This window comes from Aeromonas sp. QDB31 (assembly GCF_027707605.1).
Taxonomy (GTDB): Bacteria; Pseudomonadota; Gammaproteobacteria; order Enterobacterales; family Aeromonadaceae; genus Aeromonas; species Aeromonas media.
This window is the reverse complement of sequence record NZ_JAPCIX010000014.1, coordinates 96,519-102,945: the sequence shown is the minus strand read 5'-3', so window position 1 is coordinate 102,945 and position 6,427 is coordinate 96,519. Positions and strand designations below refer to the sequence as shown.

At 62.3% G+C, this 6,427-nt stretch carries 3 protein-coding genes and 1 pseudogene; 2 read left to right on the top strand and 2 right to left on the bottom strand.

Features of this window, described 5'->3' with window-relative positions:
* Nucleotides 1–286 precede the first annotated feature (286 nt).
* Nucleotides 287–913, bottom strand: a pseudogene (locus tag PG898_RS14645) (methylated-DNA--[protein]-cysteine S-methyltransferase); the annotation flags it as partial.
* Between the two features lie 158 nt (nucleotides 914–1,071).
* On the opposite strand from PG898_RS14645, the gene PG898_RS14640 reads away from it, so the two are divergent.
* Entirely contained in the window at nucleotides 1,072–2,433 is a 1,362-nt protein-coding gene (locus PG898_RS14640) for a leucine-rich repeat-containing protein kinase family protein (RefSeq protein ID WP_270824337.1), read from the top strand.
* Between the two features lie 117 nt (nucleotides 2,434–2,550).
* Nucleotides 2,551–3,198: a thiopurine S-methyltransferase gene (locus PG898_RS14635; protein WP_226173092.1), complete on the top strand. Its 648-nt coding sequence runs from the start codon at nucleotides 2,551–2,553 to the stop codon at nucleotides 3,196–3,198.
* A 300-nt stretch (nucleotides 3,199–3,498) separates the two neighbouring features.
* On the opposite strand, the gene PG898_RS14630 is transcribed toward PG898_RS14635, so the two are convergent.
* A complete protein-coding gene (locus PG898_RS14630) occupies nucleotides 3,499–6,273 on the bottom strand; it encodes an insulinase family protein (RefSeq protein WP_270824336.1) in 2,775 nt (924 codons plus the stop codon).
* Nucleotides 6,274–6,427 lie beyond the last annotated feature (154 nt).

Below are 6,427 nucleotides of genomic sequence, written 5' to 3'. Positions count from 1 at the left end.
AAATCGGCTCAAACATGAAGAAATGAAATGACTGAGTCAGCCGAGAAGAATTTCCCCGCTTATTCGCACCTTCCTTAGAAAACCTACCAAAGCCATATTCTGAAATAAAAGTTGGATACAATATTCCGGTTTTGAAGAAAACTCCTGATAATCAGGTTTTTGTTATATGGCTTAATGACAGAGACATTATCTCATCATGGAGTGAGAGCCGTGTGTTCACTGACGAGATAAGAGTGAATCTTTATAGGCGCTGATAAGAGAAAAGGCTGATTATGGAATCGGGAAACTACTCATACCTCGCCGCTTCCCAGGCGTGTATCGCCTGTTTGCGGGTCTCGCCCCAGTGATAGCCGCCGAGTTTGCCGTTTTGCTGGATGACCCTGTGGCAGGGGATCATCAAGGCGACGGGGTTGGCGCCCACCGCCAACCCCACGGCGCGGGCAGCCTTGGGGTTGCCGACGGCGCTCGCCACCTGGGCGTAGCTCACCACCCTGGCGGGCGGGATCTCGAGCCGCGCCCGCCAGACGCTGATCTGAAAGTTGGTGCCGCTCACGTGCAAGGAGATGGGGCGATCCGGCGTTTTGCTGTCATCGAACATGGTGTGGATGACCCCCTGGGTGCGTGATGGCGCCTCCCTAAGTTCTGCCTCTGGCCAGTTGTGGGCGAGGGCGGTCAGCGGCGCCTGTGGGGCCTGGTCATCGAGAAACGAGAAGTTGCACACCCCTCGCGGGGTCAGGGCGACGAACGCCTGGCCGAAGGGGGTGTCGTGCACCCCGTGATCGATAACCAGACCGGCCCCGCGCTGTTTGTACTCGCCCGGCGTCACCGCCTCGAGCTGCACGAAGTGATCATAGAGCCGCGAGCCGCTGCTCAGGCCCAGGGTATCGGCCACCTCCAGCAGGGAGCGCGACTCGTACTTTCTTTACGAGGCAGGCTCTTGTGCCTGAGTCCTGGTGGCAACAAAACAGGGGATCTCTGGCCGTCGTTCTTTATAATGCCCCTCCTTTGTGGTCTGGGGGGAGTGCCCCGCAGTGAGCCACCGCAAGCCCGAATGTTGATAGAGACGATCCCATGCATACCCTGGAACAGCTTCGCGCAGGCGAACTCTGCGGCGCCCGCCACCTCAAACTTGCTGAAAACCTGACGGTGTTCCCCTCCGAGATCCTGAACCTCAAGGAGACGCTGGAGGTGCTGGATCTCACCGGCAACGATCTGGATCGGCTCCCTGACGAGCTGGCCGAGTTTAGCAAACTGCGCATCATCTTCTGCTCCGAGAACCGCTTTACCGAGCTGCCCGAGGTGGTGGGGCGCTGTCCGGCGCTCACCATGGTGGGGTTCAAGGCCAACCGGATCGCCACGGTTCCCGCCGCGTCGCTGCCTGCGGGGCTGCGCTGGTTGATCCTGACCGACAACGCCATCGAACGGCTGCCAGACGAGCTGGGGCAGTGCGCCGCTCTGCAAAAGCTGATGCTCTCTGGCAACCGGCTGCGCGAGCTGCCGGCAAGCCTTGCCAACTGCCAGCGTTTGGAGCTGTTGCGCATCGCCGCCAACCGGCTGGAGGCGCTTCCCGAGTGGCTGCTCGGTTTGCCGCGCCTCGCCTGGCTGGCCTATGCAGGCAACCCCTTTAGCGACGAGCAGGAGCGCCGACTCGGCGAGACGACAGCCGCGGCCGAGATCCCCTGGCAGGCGTTGACGCTGGGGGAGCAACTGGGGCAGGGGGCGTCCGGGGTAATCCACGACGCAGCACTGCGCTCCGATGAGGGGACGCAAGGGGTGGCGGTCAAGCTCTTCAAGGGGGCCATGACCAGCGATGGCCTGCCTCGCTGCGAGATGGCGGTGTCGCTCGCCGCAGGCATGCACCCCAATCTCATCGGCGTGGCGGGGCGAGTCAACAACCACCCCTCCGGCATACCGGCCCTGGTGATGGCGCTGATAGACCCCGGGTTTGTCAACCTGGCGGGGCCGCCGAGCCTGGACTCCTGCACCCGGGATGTCTATCCGGTGGATCTGACCTTCACCCCGAATGCGCTGCTTGCCATGGCGCAGGGGGTGGCGAGTGCCGCGCTGCATCTGCACGGGCGGGGCATCCTGCACGGGGATCTCTACGCCCACAACCTGCTGCACTCTCTGCTGCACTCTGTTCAGGAACATGGCCGGGTGCTGCTCGGGGATTTCGGCGCCGCCTCCTGTTATGACGGCGCCGATCGCGAGCGGGCTGCCCGGCTCGAGCGCCTGGAGGTCAGGGCCTTTGGCTGTCTGCTGGAGGAGCTGCTGGCGCGCTGCCACCCCAGGGACGAGGCGCTTGGGGCGCTCCATTCACTGGCCGAAGCGTGTCTCCTGGAGGCTGTGTTGCAGCGCCCCTCGTTTGCAGAGATTCTTGCCCGGATAGACGCCGTGGCGACCACCATGGCTGCTGAGCCCGCCTGCGCCTGAGCGCGGTCGGCTGGACGTCATCGAGCCCTCTCTTCCGGTGCAGTGGACAACAAGGCTTGCGCCGTTCCGATGAAGTTGTGATATTGATGCATCAATGCAGATGACGAGAGGAAGATGATGGAAGCGGCGTTTTGGCATCAGAAGTGGAAAGAGAACCGGATTGGCTTTCATCAGGCAGATTTCAACCGCTGGCTGCAATCCTGGTGGTCGGCCCAGCAGCAGGGTGAGCCCGTGCTGGTGCCCCTGTGCGGCAAGTCCCGCGACCTGCTCTGGCTGAGCGGCCAGGGGCATCCGGTGGATGGTTTCGAGCTCTCCGAGCTCGCCATTACCCAGTTTTTTGACGAGAACAATCTGAGTGCAGAGACAAGCGAGGTGGGCCCCTATCGGTGCCACCGGCACGACGACCTGCGCATCTATCAGGGGGATTTCTTCGCCGTCCCCGAGCTTGGCCGCCGCTACCGGCTCGCCTATGACAGGGCCGCCCTTATCGCCCTGCCGACGGCCATGCGCCGCCAGTATGCAACCCTGATGAGCCGCCTCATCGAGGCGGGTGGTCAGGTGCTGCTGGTGACCCTCGAGTATCAGCCGGAGCAGCAGGTACAGCCGCCGTTCTCGGTGGGGGAGATGGAGGTGCGCACCCTGTTCGAACGCGACTTTAGCGTGGAAGTGCTGGGGCGCGCCGCCGAGCTGGATCACCCCAGGGTGCGCTCGGGGCAGCTCTCCTATTTCGATGAGGTGGCCTATCGCCTGATCCGTCGGGGCTGAGGTGACTGCGTGATCCCGCCACTGAAGAGGAAAAGCGCGCTTCTTTACCTCCTTTGACATAGATCAACGTGACAAATCGGGGGAATGCCTAAGATGAGGCTGTTTCTCAATCACTGCAGGTGTCGACCGATACGCTCTGGTTTGAACCATTCGGCCGTTCATCGACTCAGTGTCTGATTTTCACGCTCATGTTCACTTTTGGCGGCTCTGGTCGCAATTGACTATGGTTTTTCCAGCCGACCCTCAGGGGTCGGCTTTTTATTGCCCGCAATCTGCCGTGGGGAGGGAGTCGAGGCCTGATCAGGCCTCGAAGGTGGCGGCATTGAGCCGGAAGGCCCGGGGATCGTCGATGAACTGGCCGGTGATCCGCTCGTCGTGCTCGTGGCCCAGGCCATAGCTGCAGAGGATCAGCCTATCCGAGGTGCGTGAGCGCAACTGGGTGATGAAGCGCACCAGGTCGGCGCGGCTGAGACTGCCCACCTCCTCGCGCACCCGTTCGCGTTGATCGAAGCCGAGATCCTTGTTGCCTATGCTGACCCAGAGCCGCTGGCCGCGGCTGCGCAGGTTGGCATCCCGCTCGCTGAGCTGGGCCTGCAGCCCCGCCTTGCTGTCCTGCCACTGCTGCTCGGTGAACTCCAGCATGGCCAGCGGGAAGAGATCGATGAACTCCTCCACCGCATCCAGCAGGATCTGCGGCCCCGCCACCGGCGACTGTATATAGAAGATGAGGCCGGGGTGGCGATTGAGGGGCAGGTTGCCGGCCCCCACCACGTAACCGAGCTGCTGGCGGGTGCGCAGCTCGTGGAAGAAGGTGGAGGACATGATGTGGTTGGCCAGGGTGAAGCAGGCGAGATCCCGCGCCCGGGTGGTGCGGGACTGGTAATAGACCAGCAGCGCAGAGTCTTCGTGATCGCACCCCTGCTCGCGAATGAGGGTGCCCCTGTCCTGAATGGAGATGAGGGGGCGGCGGGTCTCGGCACTGGGCTGACTTCTGACGCCGAGGTGACGCTCCAGCAGGGCGGCCAGTTCAAGCGCCTCGGCGGCGGTCCAGTCGCCGTGCACCAGGGTCTCTATGTGCACCTCGGCAAAGAGCCGGCTGACGAAGTCAGGCATTTCGTCGAGTGCTATGGTGCGCAGGTGGCGCAGCAACTGCTCGAACGGCGGGTTGTTCGGTTGCAGCAAACTGGTGAGCTGGCTGAACAGCTGGGAGATGGGTCGGGTCTTGGACTGGTTCTCCCAGTTGCGGATGAGCTGCTCCTTGATTTCACTGAAGCGCGCCGGATCCGGGTAGCCCAGGGTCCGGTTGCCGAGGATCATGTCGAGCAGCAGCGGCAACTTGTCGGCAAAGCCGCTCAGGTTGATGGTAAAGCCCCCCTGATGGGCATAGATCTGGTAACCGAGCCCGGCGAGCTCGGCCGGGTAGGTGAGGGCATTGAGGTGATCCGTGAGCAGCTCCACCGCAAGCCTGGCCATGGCGATGTGGCGCGGGCTTCTGACCGCATGCTCGCTGTCGATGGAGATATAGAGGCTCCCCTTGGGCACCCCAAACAGGTGCTCGTGCAGATGCCAGAGCCGAAAACCGGGGCGGTCGACCAGACAGGCCGGCATGTCGGCGCTGAGGGCCGGCGTTCTGGCATCGAGGCGGCTGCTGATAAAGGGGTTGGGGGAGGGCAGGTGCAAGGCGGGATCCGGCTCGCTCTGCTGCCAGCGGATCTTCTCCGCCTCGGTGATGCTCTGGACGCTGTAGGGGGTCTGATACCAGCGGGCGAGGCGATCCGTGCTCACCTCCGGCGCCTGTATGGTCACCCGAAGGTTGTGGGGGGTCAGCTTGGCGAGGAAGCGCCGGATCAGGGGCTCATCGTACTCGCGCATCATGTAGTCGCCGTGGATCAGATCGTCCGGGGCATAGCTGAACAGGTTGAGCACGAGACCCGAGACGGTGTCGAGCGCCCGGCCCCGCTCCTGGAAGCGGAAGGCCGATTCCAGCACGCTGCGCTTCTCGTCATAACGCCAGGCCTGCAAGCCATCGCGTTCGATGAGCTTCAAGTAGCCGAACAGGTCGGCGATGATGTCGTCCACATGGGCAAGCCCCAAGGGAGTGAGGCCGAAGCTCACCCCAAAGTCCTTGAAGTTGGCACCGCTGATACCGCCTCCGGCGGCGAGCTGGTTGACCCAGCCTCTTGCCTTCAGCAGAGAGAGCAGGCTGCCTTCCCCTTCGTAGCCGATGAGGTGGCTCAGGAAGGTGAGGGGTTTCTTGTCGTAGAGTGCATCCACGCTCGGCAGCGGGAAGGTCAGCACCAGTTTGCGGGTCTCCTTGACCGGGGCTATCTGGATGCGGATGCCGAGATCATCGAGCCGGTAGAGGGGGGCCGAGAGGGCGGGGGGGCCCAGGCGGCGATCCAGAATGGTGCCAAAGAAGCGATCGCACCAGCCGAGCTGGGTTTCAATGGATGCCGGAGAGAGCATCACCAGCGCCATGCGATCCGCACTGTAGTGCGTTTCGTAGAACGCAATGAGGTCGGAGCGCAGATCCCGGCCGGGCAGATCCGCCAGGGTATCCAGGTTGCCGACCGAGAACTTGGAGAAGGGGTGGGCCGGGTTGACCGTCTCCTTGTGCACCTGATAGCTGCGGCGCACATCGTCTTGCAACTTGAGGCGGTATTCGGAGTCGACCGCGTTGCGCTCCTTGTCGACCCACTCGGGGGCGAAGGTGGGGCAGATGAAGAACTGGGAGAAGCGATCTAGCCCCGCTTCGAAGAAGCCGTTGTCGATGTCGAAGAAGAAGTTGGTGAACTCGGTGCCGGTCCAGGCGTTGTTGCTGCCCCCATGGCGACTCATGAACTGCTGGTACTCGCCGGGTTTGGGATAAGTACGAGTACCGAGGAACAGCATATGCTCAAGGAAATGGGCCATGCCCTGGCGATCGACTGGGTCATCGAAGTGGCCGGTGTTGACGGCCAGGGAGGCGGCCGATTTATCGGTCTCGGGATCGCAGATCAACAAGACCCTGAGCCGGTTTGCCAGCTCCAGATAGTGATACCGCCGATGGTCGTTGGGACTGGCATATGGGCTCATTGGGGAGTGACTCGCGGTGAATTTATTTGAATTTAAACATGATTATCGACCCCGCTATCTCACGAGGCAAACCCTTTTCTGAGAGGTAGCGCAATTGTTTCCCCCTGCATGGCGGGGTAAGATCCCCCCGCTATTTAAACAGGCCCCCTGGGCG

What these genes read in the sequence shown, in the direction of transcription:
- PG898_RS14640 (WP_270824337.1), top strand. Translation starts at nt 1,072, where the DNA reads ATGCATACCCTGGAACAGCTTCGCGCAGGCGAACTCTGCGGCGCCCGC.
- PG898_RS14635 (WP_226173092.1), top strand. Translation starts at nt 2,551, where the DNA reads ATGGAAGCGGCGTTTTGGCATCAGAAGTGGAAAGAGAACCGGATTGGC.
- PG898_RS14630 (WP_270824336.1), bottom strand. Translation starts at nt 6,273, where the DNA reads ATGAGCCCATATGCCAGTCCCAACGACCATCGGCGGTATCACTATCTG.